Origin of the sequence: Romboutsia maritimum (assembly GCF_002251085.2) — a bacterium.
Taxonomy (GTDB): Bacteria; Bacillota; Clostridia; order Peptostreptococcales; family Peptostreptococcaceae; genus Romboutsia_B; species Romboutsia_B maritimum.
The window spans coordinates 78,024-96,009 of sequence record NZ_NOJZ02000003.1; the positions used below are offsets into that span (position 1 = coordinate 78,024).

19 protein-coding genes are annotated in these 17,986 nt (G+C 27.9%); 4 read left to right on the forward strand and 15 right to left on the reverse strand.

All coding sequences use genetic code 11. From position 1 onward, the window contains the following. Positions 1–49: 49 nt before the first annotated feature. The 7 genes from CHF27_RS03285 to CHF27_RS03315 form a co-directional block, all read right to left on the reverse strand. Positions 50–1,072, reverse strand: a complete 1,023-nt coding sequence (locus CHF27_RS03285) for a sugar-binding transcriptional regulator (RefSeq protein WP_095405608.1) — start codon at positions 1,070–1,072, stop codon at positions 50–52. 137 nt (positions 1,073–1,209) lie between these two features. Then, on the reverse strand, positions 1,210–2,556 hold the full coding sequence (rpoN, locus tag CHF27_RS03290; RefSeq protein WP_095405609.1) for an RNA polymerase factor sigma-54: 1,347 nt from the start codon (positions 2,554–2,556) through the stop codon (positions 1,210–1,212). A gap of 119 nt (positions 2,557–2,675) precedes the next feature. Next, a complete protein-coding gene (gene hslO / locus CHF27_RS03295; RefSeq protein ID WP_095405610.1) occupies positions 2,676–3,551 on the reverse strand; it encodes an Hsp33 family molecular chaperone HslO in 876 nt (291 codons plus the stop codon). A gap of 23 nt (positions 3,552–3,574) precedes the next feature. Next, positions 3,575–4,321: a class I SAM-dependent DNA methyltransferase gene (locus CHF27_RS03300; protein ID WP_095405611.1), complete on the reverse strand. Its 747-nt coding sequence runs from the start codon at positions 4,319–4,321 to the stop codon at positions 3,575–3,577. After that, positions 4,308–4,577, reverse strand: a complete 270-nt coding sequence (locus CHF27_RS03305) for a small, acid-soluble spore protein, alpha/beta type (protein WP_095405612.1) — start codon at positions 4,575–4,577, stop codon at positions 4,308–4,310. Before CHF27_RS03305 ends, CHF27_RS03300 begins: the two co-directional genes overlap by 14 nt. 80 nt (positions 4,578–4,657) lie before the next feature. Beyond that, complete coding sequence (locus CHF27_RS03310) at positions 4,658–5,776, reverse strand: N-acetyldiaminopimelate deacetylase (RefSeq protein WP_095405678.1); 1,119 nt, start codon at positions 5,774–5,776, stop codon at positions 4,658–4,660. Positions 5,777–5,919: 143 nt separating this feature from the next. Further along, positions 5,920–7,113, reverse strand: a complete 1,194-nt coding sequence (locus CHF27_RS03315; protein WP_095405613.1) for an L-serine ammonia-lyase — start codon at positions 7,111–7,113, stop codon at positions 5,920–5,922. A 315-nt stretch (positions 7,114–7,428) separates the two neighbouring features. Here CHF27_RS03315 and CHF27_RS03320 point away from each other — a divergent pair, with 315 nt between their 5' ends. The 4 genes from CHF27_RS03320 (at position 7,429) to dapD (ending at position 10,890) form a co-directional block, all read left to right on the forward strand. Next, positions 7,429–8,427: an aspartate-semialdehyde dehydrogenase gene (locus CHF27_RS03320; protein ID WP_095405614.1), complete on the forward strand. Its 999-nt coding sequence runs from the start codon at positions 7,429–7,431 to the stop codon at positions 8,425–8,427. Positions 8,428–8,523: 96 nt separating this feature from the next. Next, a complete protein-coding gene (gene dapA / locus CHF27_RS03325; protein ID WP_095405615.1) occupies positions 8,524–9,402 on the forward strand; it encodes a 4-hydroxy-tetrahydrodipicolinate synthase in 879 nt (292 codons plus the stop codon). Between the two features lie 8 nt (positions 9,403–9,410). After that, positions 9,411–10,157: a 4-hydroxy-tetrahydrodipicolinate reductase gene (dapB, locus tag CHF27_RS03330; protein WP_095405616.1), complete on the forward strand. Its 747-nt coding sequence runs from the start codon at positions 9,411–9,413 to the stop codon at positions 10,155–10,157. A gap of 16 nt (positions 10,158–10,173) precedes the next feature. Further along, positions 10,174–10,890, forward strand: a complete 717-nt coding sequence (gene dapD, locus CHF27_RS03335; RefSeq protein WP_095405617.1) for a 2,3,4,5-tetrahydropyridine-2,6-dicarboxylate N-acetyltransferase — start codon at positions 10,174–10,176, stop codon at positions 10,888–10,890. Between the two features lie 76 nt (positions 10,891–10,966). On the opposite strand, the gene CHF27_RS03340 is transcribed toward dapD, so the two are convergent. The 8 genes from CHF27_RS03340 to CHF27_RS03370 form a co-directional block, all read right to left on the reverse strand. After that, positions 10,967–11,371, reverse strand: a complete 405-nt coding sequence (locus tag CHF27_RS03340) for a VOC family protein (RefSeq protein WP_095405618.1) — start codon at positions 11,369–11,371, stop codon at positions 10,967–10,969. Positions 11,372–11,472: 101 nt separating this feature from the next. Next, positions 11,473–12,012, reverse strand: a complete 540-nt coding sequence (hpt, locus tag CHF27_RS03345; protein ID WP_095405619.1) for a hypoxanthine phosphoribosyltransferase — start codon at positions 12,010–12,012, stop codon at positions 11,473–11,475. A 91-nt stretch (positions 12,013–12,103) separates the two neighbouring features. After that, complete coding sequence (locus CHF27_RS03350; RefSeq protein ID WP_095405620.1) at positions 12,104–13,405, reverse strand: L-cysteine desulfidase family protein; 1,302 nt, start codon at positions 13,403–13,405, stop codon at positions 12,104–12,106. 215 nt (positions 13,406–13,620) lie between these two features. Then, positions 13,621–15,399, reverse strand: coding sequence for a sigma-54 interaction domain-containing protein (locus tag CHF27_RS03355; RefSeq protein WP_095405621.1), 1,779 nt, complete (start codon positions 15,397–15,399; stop codon positions 13,621–13,623). Further along, on the reverse strand, positions 15,396–15,533 hold the full coding sequence (locus CHF27_RS14360; protein ID WP_199533601.1) for a hypothetical protein: 138 nt from the start codon (positions 15,531–15,533) through the stop codon (positions 15,396–15,398). The genes CHF27_RS03355 and CHF27_RS14360 overlap by 4 nt, the downstream gene beginning before the upstream one ends. An 80-nt stretch (positions 15,534–15,613) precedes the next feature. Further along, the gene (locus tag CHF27_RS03360; RefSeq protein ID WP_095405622.1) at positions 15,614–16,183 is read right to left on the reverse strand and encodes a class I SAM-dependent methyltransferase; all 570 of its coding nucleotides are present in this window, start codon (positions 16,181–16,183) and stop codon (positions 15,614–15,616) included. Between the two features lie 114 nt (positions 16,184–16,297). After that, positions 16,298–16,933: a single-stranded DNA-binding protein gene (locus CHF27_RS03365; RefSeq protein ID WP_095405623.1), complete on the reverse strand. Its 636-nt coding sequence runs from the start codon at positions 16,931–16,933 to the stop codon at positions 16,298–16,300. A gap of 212 nt (positions 16,934–17,145) precedes the next feature. Further along, on the reverse strand, positions 17,146–17,913 hold the full coding sequence (locus CHF27_RS03370) for a polysaccharide deacetylase family protein (RefSeq protein ID WP_095405624.1): 768 nt from the start codon (positions 17,911–17,913) through the stop codon (positions 17,146–17,148). Positions 17,914–17,986: the final 73 nt, after the last annotated feature.

The window sequence follows — 17,986 nt, forward strand, 5'->3', positions numbered from 1 at the left end:
TAAAAAATGTGTGTGTTTATGTTATTACTAGCCTAGCTAGTTAGTTACTCTATAATAGTTCTAATATCCTATAAGCACTTTCTTCATCTGTTACAAGTGCTATATTTTTATTTATTTTTGATATGGCAATAAAAGCTTCTGCCTTTCTAGCTCCTGCAAATATGGCAATAGTTTCTCTTCCATTTCTAAAAGCATCTAAGTCAATACCTACTGTATTTAACTTATAAACTATATCTCCATTTTTATTGAAGTAATAACCAAAGGCTTCTCCTACTGCTCCTTTTGAATTTATCTCTTTTATTCTTTCACTAGGAAGTTTTCTTCTTTTAGCCATTTCATCTGCTCTACCTATTCCAAAAACTAATACATTTGTTTTTTCTATATAATCTAATGTTCTCTTAATTTCTGGCTCTTGAATTAAGGTTTTCATTGCTTTTTCACCTAATTCGTCTGGTATATTTAATAATTTATATTGTGAATTTAGTTTATTGCTAACTATAGATACTATATTATTGGATTGCATTTGAACATCTTTTCCCATACTTCCTCTCGCTGGAACTACTGTAATTGAATTATACTTTTTATCAGATTTGATACAATTTGCAAATTCTAGCATTGTACTTCCACCTGTTAAAGAAACTGTATCTCCATCTTTTAGTGTATTTAAAAAATATTCTGCTCCATATTTAGCTACATCCGTTAGCAGACTATTATTTTTTTCAAAACTTCCAGGTACTAAGATAACTTTTTTTATACCTAGCTTTTCTTTAACTTTATCTTGTAATTGAGATAATCCCATAAGATCTTTCATAATGTCTTTAAGTTCATCTAATAGTAGCTCTCCTTCATCAGTTATTGTCATACCTGATATAGCTACATATATAAGCCCTTGTTCTTTTAGAAACTCCGTTTCAGACCTTACTATTCGTTCACTTATTTCTAATATACTTGATAGTGTTCTTCTTCCTATTGGCTCACTTAAAGATATTTGTCTTAAAATAGAGTATCTTCTTTCCATAAGTTCAATTGCTTGTGGAATCAATTTTTTTTGAATTTTTAATAAGTTCTCCATTGCCTAACTCCTTATTATCATTTACTACGGGTCATTTATTGTCCCTTGTATGTTTTTTAGTCCCACAAGATAATTTTATTTTAAATCATATATAGATATATTTCAATACTTTTTCCAATTTTTACAAATACTTAAATTTAATATTCCTTTCGTCTACTAGAAGATAATATACCTAATTCCTCACGATATTTTGCTACTGTCCTTCTAGCAATATTAAAACCTTCTTCTTTTAAAATCTTTGAAATTTGTTCGTCACTTAAAGGTTTCTTTTTATTTTCGTCTTTTATTATTTCCTTAATTATCTTTTTTATGCTTGTACTAGATGCCATCCCCGAATCTTGAGTTTCAATGGCACTGCTGAAAAAGTATCTAAATTCATATAATCCAAAAGGTGTTAACATATATTTTCCATTTACTCCTCTACTTATAGTAGATTCATGAAATTCTAACTTTTCTGCTATATCTTTCATTTTTAATGGTTTTATATACATAGTTCCTCTTCTAAAGAAATCATCTTGTGTATTTACTATCTCTTGTGCAATTTTTAAAACTGTACTTTTTCTACTTTCTATGTTCTTTACTAGCTCTGCTGCTGAATTCAATTTTTCTTTTATAAATTCTTTAGCATTCTTATCAGATTGTGAATTTTTTAATATTTCTTTATAAAAATTATTTATTTTTATATTACACCCATCTTTTTCATTTATATATGTAATAAACTCATTATCAAATTTTTCTACAATTACATCTGGCTGTATATATACACTTTTTTCTGTTGAACATAATCTTCCTGGCTTTGGATTTAGATTTTTTATTATATTTATCAAGCTTACACATCTTTGCAAAGGTATATTATATTTTTTAGTTATCTCCTTGTACTTATTTTTAGCAATTAAATTTAAATCATTGACAACGATTTCCCCTAATATTTCATTATATATTCCTAAGTTTTTCATCTGTATTATTAAACATTCCGAGATATCTCTAGCTCCTACACCTATTGGTTCTAATTGTTGTATATTTTCTAGACATTCAGTAAAAGTTTTCTTATCAGTACTTAACTCTTTTATTAACTCATTTTCATCTATTCTCAAATATCCATCTTCATCAAGACTATCAATTATATAGTCACATACACGCTTTTTTTCATTGCTCATCTTATATAAGCTTATTTGAAACTTTAAATCTTCATATAAATTTGATGAATACTTTATCATATTCTCTAAATTAAAATCACTATCAGGATTATAATTCGTTTTATTTTGATATGTATATTTTAGATTTTCAATATCCTTTATGTAATCTTCCCAATTTATCTCACTTCTTTTTTCTACTTCTATAAGTGGATTATCTTCTGCTTCTTTTTTTATTTCTTCATCTAATTCTAACTTACTCATATTTAATATAGTTAATGATTGTTTAAGTTGTGTAGTAATTATTAATTTTTGAGACTGAGTTAGTTCTAAGCTCTGATTGAAATTCATAATCCCTCACCTCATATCTTTATATAAATTTTCTAAATTTTAAAACCCTTTTGTATAATATATTCTACCATTTAGAATACTATTTGTACAAAAGGGTTTATTGTAAATCACTTATTTTTCTACATTTCTTTTAAAATATCAACTAATTCATCTTCTGTATATTTATACTTTCTATTGCAGAATTGACATCCAACTTCGGCTTCTTTATCTTCTTCTATTATTTCCGATAAAGAGTTTTTACCTATCGCTATTAAAACTTTCTTAACTTTTTCTTTTGAACATTCACATTCAAATTTAATTTCACATTTATCCAGTATCTTTGGACTTAATCCTTCTAGAACTATGTCTAATATTTCTTCTGGAGTGTTTCCCTCTTTTAACATAGTTGTAACTGATTGTAATTTTCCTACGTTTTCTTCTAACTTATCTATAGTTTCTTCTGTTGCATCTGGCATAAGTTGAACTATAAATCCTCCAGCATACTCTACTTCAGTTTCTTTTGTAAGTACTCCTAATGCCACTACTGAAGGTGTTTGTTCTGATAATGCAAAATAATGAGTAAAATCTTGTGCTATTTCTCCACTTACTAATGGATATGCTCCATTATAAGGTTCTCTAAGCCCTAAATCTTTTATAACCTTAACTGCACCATTAGTTCCTACAGCTGCAGCTACGTTTAATTTTCCATTCTCATAGTCAGGAACTTGTACATTTGGATTCGATACATATCCCTTCACAGTTCCTTTTGAATCTGATGTTGTAAGAATAGTCCCAATAGGACCTCCACCTTTTATTATAACTGTTAATTTATCATTTTCATTTTTCATCATTAGCCCCATCATAGATGTTGCTGTTAGTGTTCTTCCTAAAGCAGCAGTTGCTACCTTTGTAGTTTCATGTACTGCTCTCGCTTCTTCTACTATATTTTTAGTTGTTGATACAAATGCTCTTATTTGTCCATCACCAGCAGTTGCTCTTACTACATAATCTTTCATTGCATTCCTCCAATAAATCTATCTTATTTTTTGCATACAAAGAATATTCTTTGGCTTTCTTCTTTTGGACTTTCAAATGTAAAATCACCATATGTTTTTATATAATTAAATCCTGATTTTTTTAACATGCTAACTATTTCTTCTTCTGTATATGCTCTTTGTTGATGAACTTCTTCAAATCTATCAAACCTACCATCTTCATCTTTAATAAAGAAAGCAAGTTCCATTTCTACTAAGTTTTCTTCTTCATCAAAATAATTTTGCCACATATATGATATATCTTCTCTATTTTCTCCATACATATTATTTCCTAATATATTAGATAATTTATAAAATGAGCTTATATCAAATATAAAAATTCCATCTTCTTTTAATAATTCATGTGTCTTAGTAAATACATTTTCTAAATCATCATCATATGTTATATAATTAAATCCATCGCAAGCACATAAAACACAGTCTAAATTAGTTATTTCAAAATCTAATTCTGCTATATCTTGTTGAAGTAATACTAATTCTACACCTTCTTTTTCTGCTTTCTCTCTAGCTACACTAAGCATTTCATCTGATATGTCAATTCCAGCTATATCATAATTTTTTTTAGTAAGTGGTATCGTCATATTTCCTGTACCACACGCTAATTCTAATATATTTTGTACTTTTACATTTTCATTTTTTATTATATCTTCTATATATTTAACCCATCCGTCATAGTCAACTTCGTCCATAAGTTCGTCATAAACAAATGCAAAATCTTTATATTGATCCATCCTCTTTATTTTGCTCCTCTATCATTTTTTTCTTTTTCTTTTTACGTGATGTCAGTATTCCACCAATTCTTCCAGCTTCTTTAGCTGTAAGTCCTGCCCATCCAGTTTCACTCACTTTATCTAATAGCCCTAATTCTGAGGCTATCTCATATTTCATTATATCATTATCTGTCAATATTTTAGGCTTCTTGCTATTACCTTTCTTAGTAGCCTCACATTTATTTATAAGTTCTTTATTTAAAGTTTCTTTATTCATTAAAAACACCCCTTCTTCTTTGTATTTTTGTCATCTACTTAGAATTTATACAAAGATTTAAGGGGTAAAATAATTTCACCTTAATTTATAGATTTTTTTTGTTTTAATAGATTTATATAAGTTTCTAATCCATTCATTAATATTTCTTCATTAAAATTAAAATTTATATTATGAAGACTATGCACAAATCCTTTATCTTCATTTCTAGCTCCTAGCATAAAAAATAATCCTGGAACTTCCTTTTGATAATATGAAAAATCTTCTGCTATCATTAAGGGTTCTAATTCTATTAATTTTTCTTCTTTTATAGTTTTGATAAACTCTTTATACAATTTTTTATCATTATTTACTGCTGGATAACAGTCTTTTATGTTAATTTTAATTTTACAATCATATGCTAACTCAAATCCTCGCGCTATTTCTTTTATTCTTTTTTTCATATTAATATATGTTGTTGGTTTAAAAGTTCTCATAGTTCCTTCTAATCTTACATTATCAGCTACAATGTTCCTAATTGTTCCACCTTCAATTTTTCCTATTGTTATTACTGCGTTATCTATTGGACTTATATTTCTAGATACTATTGTTTGTAAGTTATTTATAAAATTAGATGCTATTACCACACTATCTATAGTATTTTGTGGCATAGCTCCATGACCGCTTTTTCCTATAATATCGATATCAATTTCTCCTGATTGTGCTAAAAAATAACCTTCTCTTATTCCTATATATCCTTCTAGAATTTCTGGATATATATGAAGCCCATATATTTCATTTATATTATATTTTTCTATTATTCCTTCATTTATTAAATCTTGTGCTCCTCCAGGACCTTCTTCTGCTGGTTGAAATATGAAAACTATATTATCATTTAAGTTTGATTTATTATTTATTAAGAACTCAATTAATCCAAGTAATATAGATGTATGACCATCATGACCGCATAAATGTTTCACTCCATTATCTGTACTTAAGCCATCTATATCTGCTCTAAATGCTATATTTTTTTTAGGATTTTTTCCTTTTATCATTCCAACTACACCTGTTTCTAAATATATTTCATATTCTACTCCTATATTTTTTAAATATGTTCTTATATATTTTGATGTTTTATATTCCATCCTTCCTAATTCAGCTATAGGATTCAATATTTTTCTATGATTATAAATTTTTTCTTTTAAATATGATACTTCACTAATTGTAATCACCCCTAATTTATATTTCATAAGTAATTTAATATTATATTCCTAAGCTACTTGTTATATGAATAAATTGGTACATAAAAAGGTGGCATTATATTTTATTAATAATGCCACCTTACTACATATTTATATATACATTTTTAGCACGAGAAGAAGTGTTTTGCTAATCCTCCTTTAGCAGTTTCTTTATATTTATCCATCATATCTATGCCAGTCTCTTTCATAGTTTCAATGACCTGATCTAATGTTATAAAATGTGTTCCATCTGTTAATAGTGCATAATTAGCAGAGTCCATTGCTCTTTGTGCTGCCATTGCATTTCTTTCTATACAAGGTATTTGTACATAGCCATGTACTGGGTCACAAGTCATTCCTAAATGATGTTCTAAGCCTATCTCTGCTGCATATTCTATCTGCTCTATTGTTCCATCTTTTAAATATGCTACAGCTGCTGCTGCCATTGCACAAGCAGCTCCAACCTCACCTTGACATCCAACTTCTGCACCTGAAATTGATGCATTATTTTTTATGATATTTCCTATGATACCAGCTACTAGTAATGACTTTTCAATTTGTTCATCTTTATATCCATAATAATCCTGCAAACTAAACAATATACCAGGTAACACACCTGCTGATCCACAAGTTGGTGCTGTAACAATTTTATTTCCTGATGCATTTTGTTCCGATACAGCAAGCGCATATGCATATACAAGAGTTGATAGTTTTTTAGTTTCTAAATAATTTTCATAGAAATTTGATGCTCTTCTCTTTAATTTTAATTTTCCTGGTATTATCTCTGTTGTATTAAGCCCTTCTTCAACAGATTTTCTCATAGCATCTTTTATAACTTTTATGTATTCTAGTATATCTTCATCTTCATGGTATAATACATACTCTACCAATGTTTTATTATTTTCTTTGCACCATTTTATTATATCGTCCATAGTACTTAATTTATATGTACCTTTATTTTTTTTATTTTTTTCATTTTCCTGTGCTATTGTCCCTCCACCTATGGAATACACAGTCCAATTATCTATTACATTTTTAGATTTATCTAATGCTTCAAAACACATTCCGTTGGGATGAAATTCTTTTATTATATCAGCTTTCCATATAATTTCTACATTTTTGGGTGATAGCGTTTTCTCTATTATATAATCAGTTAAATGACCTTTGCCTGTGGCTGCTAAACTTCCATATAATGTTACTCTGTAACTATCAGCATTATTATTTTTACTTTTAAAACATTCTGCAGCTCTTTGAGGTCCCATAGTATGAGAACTTGAAGGCCCACTTCCTGCTTTAAATAATTCTTTTAATGTATCCATCATATTTCCCCCTTAATTTAGATATTCATTATCTTAATTATGCATCTACTATTTATTATAACTATTAACGTTACGTAATGTGTAGATTTTTATGCAAAATAAATCAAATAATAAGCAAAGTCTTTTAATTTGAAATCTTATTATTTTTCAAATTCTTATAAATTTTCTTAATTCTATCCTTAATCTATATATAACTCAACTTACTACCTATTCCTTTGTACCTTTTTGGGAATATATTCATATATATAAATATATTTTTAATAACACATTAATATATTTATTTAGAAAGATATTTTATTAATTGGGGGGATTTTAATGAAATCAGTAAATGTGGCCATAGTTGGCGCTACAGGTATGGTTGGAAGAACTTTCTTAAAAATACTAGAGGAACGAAAATTTCCAATAAAAAATTTATACTTATTCTCGTCTCCTAAATCAGCAGGTACTACTGTTATCTTTAACGGTCGTGAATATACTGTTGAAGAATTAAATAAAAATGTATTTGATAGAGATATTCAAATTGCACTCTTTTCTGCTGGAGGAGAAATCAGTAAAGAATATGCTCCTATTGCAGCTGCAAAAGGTGTGTTAGTCGTTGATAATTCTAGTTATTGGAGAATGGATCCTGATGTTCCTCTTGTAGTACCTGAAGTTAATCCTGATGATGTAAAAAAACATAAAGGTATAATATCTAATCCTAACTGCTCTACTATTCAAGCAATGTTACCTCTTAAGCCACTTAATGACAACTATAAAATAAAAAGGGTAATTTATTCTACTTACCAAGCTGTTTCTGGTTCTGGAGTAAGAGGAATACAAGATTTAGAAAATGGAATAAAAGGTAACCCTAATAAATTTTATCCTCATCCTATAGCTTATAATTGCCTTCCTCATATTGATGATTTTACTGATAATGGATATACAAAAGAAGAACTAAAAATGATAAATGAAACTATGAAAATATTTAATAACTATGATATGAAAGTCACTGCTACAACTGTAAGAGTACCTGTAAAAAATGGTCATAGTGAATCTATAAATATTGAGTTTGAAAAACCTTTTGAGTTAGATGAGTTAGTAAACCACCTTAAAAATATGCCTGGCATAGTCGTAATAGATGACCCTAATAATTTACAATATCCTACTGCATTTGAATTGAGTGGTAGAGATGAAGTTTTTTTAGGAAGAATTAGAAGAGATTTTAGTATTGAAAATGGGGTTAATATCTGGGTTGTAGCTGATAATATCAGAAAAGGTGCTGCTACAAATACTGTTCAAATAGCAGAATTATTATTAAAATATAATTTAGTATAAATTTATATTAAACATACACTATCTAAAATGCTAATCATAAAATAAAACTATATGGACACTTAATTTAAAGTGATTTTAAAAAGGGGGATTAATTTTATGTTATTTAAAGGTTCTGGGGTTGCTTTAGTTACACCTTTCAATGAAAGTGGTGTTGATTTTGAAACTTTAGGTAAATTGGTTGAGTATCATATTACTAATAATACTGATGCTTTAATTGTATGTGGAACTACAGGGGAATCAACTACAATGAGTGATGATGAGCAATTATCCGTTATAAAATATGTTGTTGATAAAGTAAATAAAAGAATACCAGTTATTGCAGGTACTGGCTCTAATGATACAATGCACTCTGTTCATTTAAGCCAACAAGCTGAGAGACTTGGAGCTGATGGTCTTTTAGTTATTACTCCTTATTATAACAAAGCAAATCAAAGAGGTCTAAAACTTCATTTTGAAACAATTGCTAAAAGTGTCAATTTACCTATCATAATGTACAACGTACCAGGAAGAACTTGTATGAATATGAAGCCTAGTCTTGTTGCTGAACTTGCTAAAATAGATAATATTGTTGCTGTAAAAGAAGCTAGTGGAGATTTAGCTCAAGTTGCTGAAGTAGCTAGATTAGTTCCTGATGATTTTGCTATCTATTCTGGAAATGATGATTCTATTCTTCAATTATTGTCAGTCGGTGGAAGTGGAGTTATATCGGTGCTTGCTAATGTTTGTCCTAAAGAGACTCATGAATTAGTTTATAAATTTTTTGAAGGAGATTTAAAAGGTGCAAAGAAATTACAACTTGGTATGAAACCTTTAATAGATGCTTTATTTATAGAAGTTAATCCAATTCCAGTTAAAACTGCAATGAATTTATTAGGATTTAATGTTGGAAAATTAAGACTTCCTTTAGCTGAAATGGATAATAATAATCTTCAAGTACTAAAGCAAGAATTAATTAATTTTGGTTTTAAATTATAGGAGGAGTTATGTTAAAAATTATAGTAAATGGATGTAACGGTAAAATGGGATCGGTTTTGACTAAATGTATTTTGTCTGAAGATGATTTAGAATTAGTTTGCGGAGTATCACCTGATGATAAAATTAATGTAAAATATAAAACTTATCAAAAAATGAATTATATAAATGAAAATGCAGATGTGATAATAGACTTTTCTCATCACTCCACTTTAGATGATGTATTATCTTTTGCCTTGAAAACAAAAACTCCTTTAGTTATTGCTACGACTGGATATAATCAAGATGAATTAAATAAAATATATGATGCTTCTAAAAAAATCCCTATATTCCACTCTTCTAATATGTCATTGGGTGTAAATGTTCTTGTTAAATTGGTTAAAGAAGCCGCTAATATGTTAGATGGATTTGATATAGAAATTATAGAAAAACATCATAATAAAAAAGTTGACGCTCCTAGTGGTACTGCTGTAATGATTGCAAACTCTATAAAAGAAATTCTTCCTAAGATAGAAAATAACTATGGAAGATATGGTCGTGAAGCTAAAAGAACAGAAAATGAAGTTGGCATACATGCTATAAGAGGCGGAACTATCGTTGGGGAACATAATGTTATATTTGCTGGACATGATGAAGTTATTGAAATAAAACATAGTGCTCAATCAAAAGATATATTTGCAAAAGGTTCTATAGCTGCTGCTAAGTATTTAGTTAATCAAATTGAGGGATACTATAATATGAATAACATGTTAAGCTAATATAGGAGGTCGACTAATGATAAATTTAAATGATGCTTATGAAATCGCTAAATATATAAAAGAATCTGAAAAGATGACACCCGTAAAGGTATACGTATCTGGTACAAATTTGCATTTTAAAAAAAATAATAAATTTAAAGTATTCGGAAGTAATGAATCTTATATTTTAATCGGAGACTACGAAGAAATAAAAAAAACATTAGATGCTAATAAATCTAATATTTGTGATTTTCATATAGAATACGATCGTAGGAACTCAGCTATACCTATTTATAACTATCTACACGAACATGCAAGAATAGAGCCTGGTGCTATTATAAGAGATCTAGTCTCAATAGGAAAAAACTCTATTATAATGATGGGAGCAGTTATAAATATAGGTGCTATTATAGACGAAAATTCTATGATAGATATGAACGCAGTCATCGGTGCTCGTGGTATTATCGGAAAAAATGTTCATGTCGGCGCTGGGGCTGTTATAGCAGGCGTATTAGAACCCCCCTCTGCTACTCCAGTAATAATTGAAGATGATGTTTTAATAGGTGCTAATTCAGTTATATTAGAAGGAGTTAAGGTAGGAAAAGGTTCTATTGTTGCTGCCGGTTCTGTTGTGACAAAGGATGTTGAACCAAATAGTGTTGTTGCAGGTTCTCCTGCTAAACTTATTAAATATAAAGATGAAAAAACATCAGATAAAACTAAACTTATGAATGATTTAAGAGATTTAGATTAACTCAATAAAATCAACTAAAAATCCTATGAAGTTAGAATTCAAATATCTAATTTCATAGGATTTTTTGCAATAAATTTTATATATTACTATCCCTCATCTCAATTTCTGTACCTTCAGGAGCTTTAACTTTAAATAAACTCCCACCTTCAACATCATAAATTACTTTTCCATTTTTTGTTTTAAAATTATTGTATCCTAATTCTTTTATCCTTCTATACTCTTCATTAACATCTTCAATTAAGAAACACATATGAACTATTCCTTCATTCAAGGAACTCCAATTATTAAGTTTATCACCTTTTTTAGCTGTTTGAAGTTCAATCATAAAATCACATAACTTTAACCATGTATTAAACTCTCTGCCATGAAAATTAGGTGTTTCACTAACTAATTCAAATCCTAATATTTCTTTATAAAACTTAATTGATTCCTCATACTTTTCAGTTTGAATACAAACATGATGGATACTTCTATTAATCATATCTTTTCTCCTTATTTTAATACAACAATTTAACTTCGAATTATATCTTATTATTTATAATTTAATAATAAAAAAGCTGCCCTTTAAAGGACAACTTTTTGTTATCTGTCTTCATTTGTTACATTAAATACATATGGTATATTTCTATAATAATCTCCGAAGTTTAATCCATATCCAACAACAAATTTATCTTCTATAGTGAATCCGCAATAATCAGGAACTAATTCAACTTTTCTTCTACTTGGTTTATCAAGTAATACACAACATTTTATGCTAGATGGATTTTTTCCTTTTAAGTGACTCATAACATGACTCATAGTAAGTGCTGTATCTGTTATATCATCTACTATTAAAACGTCGTATCCTTCTAAATCAGTATTTATGTCTGCTACTACGTTTATTTTTCCAGTACTTTCTTCTCCATGACCATAGCTTGAAGTAGTCATAAATTCAATTTTAACTGGTACAGTTATGTTTCTTACTAAATCCGCACAGAATATAAAACTTCCTTTTAATAAAGATACAACCATAAGATTTTTATCTTTATAGTCTTCAGAAATCTTTGCTCCTAATTCTTTTAATCTTTCAGATATTTGTTCCTCTGAACATAGTACTTCCCATTTTTTAGTTTCTATATCCATAATATAACCTCCACTATATAATGATGATACTTTCCATTTTATAAGAGATTAGACTGTTTTGCAAGGTTATTGATTTAAATTAGTATTCTAATTAATCTACCTTATTCATTCCATCCATTACATTTATTATAACCTCATCAGTTACGGACATACCCTTATCACTTATTTTGCCTAAATTTTGTATACTTTGCTCAACTTTAGATCCAACTATACCGTTCATTGGTGGTACATAACACTCTTGTTTAGCTATTATTGCACTTTGAACTGCTGCTGATGCTGCTGATGCTAATTTTAAAGCACATCCAGCTTTTGCTCCATCACATATCATTCCACTTAAATTTGCCACCATGTTTTCTATTGAACCTTCTATTTGTCTTATATCTCCACTCATTAACCAAGATAAACCTGCTGTTGCCCCTGTTGATGCTGCCACACCGCATCCACATACAGCCGATAATCTACCAGTAAAGTTTTTAATATACGCTGTTACTAAATGAGATATCGCTAATGCTTTAGCTAATTTTTCATCAGTTTGTGGGAATTTTCTGTTGTAAGCAACAATTGGAAGTATTGCTGTTAAACCATGATTTCCACTTCCATTAGAACTCATAACAGGTAATTTTACTCCTGCCATTCTAGCATCTGATGCTGCTGCTGTTATCATCATTGCTTGATTCATTAAATCGTCACCTAAAAGACCGTCTTCCATAGATTTTTTAATACCGTATCCAACACCTATACCTGTTTTTTGGCTTAAACCGTAATTAGCCATTTCTTCATTCATTTTTATTCCTTCTAATAAAAATTCAATATCCTTAAAGTCTATCTTTTCTACATTCTCAACTAATTCTTTTATAGTTACATTATCCATTATATTTTCTTCTTTTATCGCTTCATTATTTTGATCTTGAGGTTCCTCATCTAATAAAACTTCTCCATCTTTTTCTAAGTAAACAAAGTTATCATGTTTAGTTCTTATAACTGCTTTTGATTTATGATTAATACCTTCTAAAACTACTTCTATATAAACTTTTTCTTTTGTATTTGCTGGCGATATATCTAATGGGGAATTATCCATGTATCTCTCTGATTCTTTAACTTGAGCTTCATCTAAAGTTTCTAAAACTCTTAAGCCATTTTCTGAATGTCCACCTACAAACCCCATCGCAGCTGCTATTTTTAAACCTAATCTTTCTGTCCCTGGTATTCCTACGCACATACCATTTTTATAAACATTAGGGCTTACTAATATTTTATTTTTAACAATATCTTCTCCTAATAATTCTTTTGCCTTTGCACAAGCTAATGCTAGTGCTACTGGTTCAGTACATCCTAATGCTGGTTTAACTTCTGCTTTTAGTATCTCTACTAAATTATTTCTTATATCTCTCATGTTGAAAACCTCCCAATGAATTTAATACTTTTTATTTTTAGCAATAACCATGCCAAATTTTTAGTTATTAATTATATTTGTTAAAAAAGCTTAAATTCCTTAGCTATAGTATGTTAATTTTTTATTATTTATATATGTATAAAATAGATTATCTTCTAAATACTTTCTCTATAATCTCATTTTGACATAAAAAAATCTCAAAATGAGATTCCGTTTCATTTTGAGATTATATTATACTTTTCTAATTTTCTATATAAAGTAGCTCTAGATATTCCTAGTGCTTTGGCTGCTAACTCTTTGTCTTTCTTATACTCTTTATATTTATTTAAAGCTTTTAAAATTTCTTTTTTCTCTAATTGTTCTAGCGTACTTATGATTCCATCATTTGATATAATTTCTTCACACTCTATATTTTTTAATTTGTTTGGTATTAAATTTAAAGTAATTACTGAAGATGGAGCCATATTTATACTATATTCAATAATATTTTGTAACTCCCTTATATTGCCTGGCCATTTGTAATCGACCATAGTTTTTACAACCTTATCATCTATACTTACTACTTTCTTACCAAGCTTTTCAGAGTATTCTTTCATCATATAATTTATTAATAATGAAATATCATCTTTTCTTTCTCTTAAACTTGGCAATCGTAAAGGTATAACATTTAATCTATAATATAAATCTTCTCTAAATGTTCCCTTACATACCATATCTTCTAAATTTTTATTAGTTGCTGCAACAATCCTAACATCAATAAGTATATTTGACTTACTTCCTATTTTATTTAATTCTCGTTCTTGAAGTACTCTCAGTAATTTCGCTTGCAAGTGCAAACTCATATCTCCTATTTCGTCTAAGAAAATAGTTCCCTTATGAGCTAATTCAAACTTACCTAATTTTCCTCCTTTTTTGGCCCCAGTAAATGCACCTTCTTCATATCCAAATAATTCACTCTCTAACAAATTATCTGGTATAGCTGCACAATTCACTGTTACAAAAGGATTTTCTGACCTATCACTATGATTATGTATCGCTCTTGCAAATAGCTCTTTTCCTGTTCCACTTTCACCTGTTATTAATACAGTCGAATTTGATTTCGATGCCATAAGAGCATCTCTCTTAGAATTATTTATAGCATTACTTTCGCCAATTATATTATCTAAAGTTATAATATAATCTTTATTTATCTTATTATAGTTTTTTATGGTCTCTCTTTTATCAATAAAATCTATTACATATCCTTTTAAATCATTATTTAATATTATTTTATTAATATTATATACACCCTTTAATGTATAATTTCCTTTTCTATAAATAAAGCTTGAAGATTTATATTTATTAAATTCTTCATAAAACGGTTTATTTATAAATTCTAATATACTAAATATATTTTTATCTACTACGTTATCTTCTATGTTAAATATATCTTTAAATTTACAATTATATTTATCTATATGTCCATTTATATCTATTGAAACTATTGCCTTATCCATACTATTTACAAGTATTTCTAATTTCTTTTTTTCTAATTCAAGTTCATAAGTTTTTATTTGAGCTTTTAATTTACTAGAAATTAAATCTGCCATCTTACCTAAAAAATTCATTAAACCTTCTATATTATTATTTATTATATTTGCTTGTTCTTTTGTAAATGCAATAAGACCTACTACTCCATATGAACGCTCATCACAAATAATTGGACAACATACCTCAGCAAATTCTTTACACTTTTTTTTACTAAAACATTCACTACATATATCATTACAGCTAGGATCATCAATAAATATAACTATTTTTTCTGTAAGAGATTTTTTAAATGCTGAATAACCTTCAACCTTATACCCTACCTTATCTACATAAGTGCCTGTTCCTGCTATTCTAATCATGTTCTCATCTACTATAGTTACATCTATATTAAGTACAGCTCTTATTGCTTCTGCTATGTTCTGTATATCTGATTTTATATATTCTAGACTTATCATCTTTATCATTCCTTAGTTTTTCTTAAATTCAATATGTTTTTTATATCTTTTAAAACCATATATATTTTATTCAATGTTAATTGAATTGACATTAATATTACAAATAACATTACCACTACGACTACGCTATAATTTATATTCATAAATATCTTCTCCCTACAATAAAAGACTAGGCATAACCTAGTCTAATATATTTTATCTTTACAATTATATTTTAGCGTATTTATTTTCTTTTTCCTATATAAATGTATCGTTCATTTTGTAATTCTTTTAGAGATCCCTCAAAATTAAGTTTTGAAAATATGTTAACTATTTCTTGAGGATATTTATAACTTACATTTTCTCCACAAAGTTTATATTTTAAGCATTTTAGTTTAACTTTTAAATTTTTTAAATTTAAGTCTTCTAATACAAGTTCTCCTCTTTTTTTTAGAACTCTGTTTATTTCCGATGAAGCTTTATCACAATTATTTGTATGATTAAAATGATCTAATATTATTACTTTGTCAAAATAACTATCTTCAAATGGTAGATACTCTAATGACCCTTTTACAACTGTACAATTTTCATTATATATTAAAGAATAACATACATCTTGGTAACTACTATTTTCTAGTATTGTCACGTAAACTCCAAGCATTCTCAGTCTCTTACCTAAATTTCCTATATTACCTACAAGTAATATTTTATTCCCTATATCATACTTAATAGTATCTAAAAAACATCTTACATCATTAGATGTATCTATTAAATCTGCATTAGGTTCATATTCATGATATAATACGCTTTTCACAGTGCGCCCCCTCTTTATTTATTACATTCTAAAATTGCATCATAGAATAGATTATAATAAATCGTGAGCAACTATTCAATACATAAATTTAATATATTATATATTAACGATTTCCTATTCATTATTGTTCTCTGGCAACTTTTTTATTTTGGATATAGATACCTCATATGCGACTTTTTTCATGGCTTCTCCGTTTTCAAGTTTTTTCTCATACTCTCTACTTTGAACCCTACCCCACATTTGTATTCTATCTCCTATTTTAAGACTTTTAGCAAATTTCGCATTTCTCCCCCATACAATAGATGGTATATAGTCTGATTTATTATATGGTCTATTTATAGCTACTAATAAGTCTGTTATTTCCCTTCCTAGAGGTGTCTTCCTATAAATAGGGTCTTTACATATATATCCGTCTAAAAAGATGTTATTTGGATCTTTATTATCTTCTTCTACAGATTTTATTTCTCTAACAAATACAGTTAATACTAATTTGTTTTTATTATCAACATTCTTGTTATAAGATCTAAGTTGTCCTGTAACACTTACATTTTTATTTTCTTGTATGTCTATTTCTTGTAATAATCTTTCTGATATAGTCATTGGTAATATATCATAAGAGTTACTTAATCTATTTATTTTTATTCTAGTATTAAAAAACTTTTCTCCAAATATTTCATGACTTAATTCTAAATTATCGTCAATTTCTCCTCTTAAGTTTACTACATTAGTATCATCCCTCATAGCAATCATTACTTTATCCCTCCACAATTGTTAATTCTTATGTTTTTATCTTTTCTTATACAATAATATATATTTATGGAAGGAATACTTTATTACAATTAATTGTTTGTATTATAAATAAATCAGTTAAATTTAATATTTCTTGAACATAGTTTTTATATATAATAAGACAAAAAGGGACTGTCACAAAATTATTATAGTTTTGAGACACCCCTTTTTACTTAATTTTCTTTAAGTTTTTGAACACCAGATGAATTTATCATATAGTTATCTTTATAAATTAAATCTGAAACTTTAACCATTTTATATCCATCTTTTTCAAATTGACTTATTATAGATTCTAAATAATTTTTCACATTACTTACATTTGCATGAAATAAAATTATAGAACCTGGTTGAGTATTTTTTACAACTCTCTCAATAACATGATTTGGCCCTATATCTTTCCAATCTAGTGAGTCTACATCCCATTTAATTACCTTATAATCTAATGCTTGACATATTTCCATAGACGTATTGTCTATCTCTCCAAAAGGTGGTCTATATAGATTAATTTTTTCGCCTATTATATTTGATATCTTTTCTGATGTTGTTTGTATTTCATTTGTTATATCTTCATCTGAAAGCTTTGTCATATTAGCGTGGGTATTTGAATGATTTCCTATCTCATGTCCTGCATCATGTATCTTTTTGACTAATTCTTTATTATCATCTACCCAACTCCCTACTAAAAAGAATGTAGCTTTTATATTATGCTTTTCTAAAATCCCCATTATATCATTTATATTTTCAGTCCCCCAAGCAACATCAAACGTAAGTGCTATTTTTTTCTCATCGGTATCTACCTTGTGTATAGGCATTTTAGTATCATCTTGTATAGAGCATATGTACTTTATTCCATAAACTAATCCAAATACTAAAACTAATGTTAGCATAAAAAACAATATGCTAGAAATTAATGCCTTAGTATTTTTTATCTTTCTATTCATATTAAACCTCCTAACTATAAATAGTCATATATTAAAAACTTATTTTTTTTAATTTCAAAAAATTACTATAAAA